Below are 266 nucleotides of genomic sequence, written 5' to 3'. Positions count from 1 at the left end.
ACCTGCGTGGAGGAGGGCAGCGACAGCGTGCCCATCGGGCGCCCCATCGCCAACCTGCACACCTACGTGCTGGACGCGGCCCTGCAACCGGTGGTGCCAGGGGTAGCCGGTGAGTTGTACCTGGGCGGCGTAGGCCTGGCCCGTGGGTATCACCGCCGCCCGGCGCTGACCGCCGAGCGCTTCGTGGCGAGCCCTCTGGGTAATGGCGAGCGCTTGTACCGCACGGGTGATCGGGTGCGTTACCGCGCCGACGGCGTGCTGGAGTA

The 266-nt window shown here is 70.7% G+C and carries 1 protein-coding gene; it reads left to right on the top strand.

Annotated features, from left to right (window positions below):
• Window positions 1–266: AMP-binding protein (locus FS777_RS21325; RefSeq protein ID WP_145257614.1), on the top strand; the 266-nt coding region annotated here is incomplete at both ends.

This window comes from Pseudomonas sp. DE0157, assembly GCF_007678615.1.
Taxonomy (GTDB): Bacteria; Pseudomonadota; Gammaproteobacteria; order Pseudomonadales; family Pseudomonadaceae; genus Aquipseudomonas; species Aquipseudomonas parafulva_B.
This window is presented reverse-complemented; position numbering and strand designations above follow the sequence as displayed.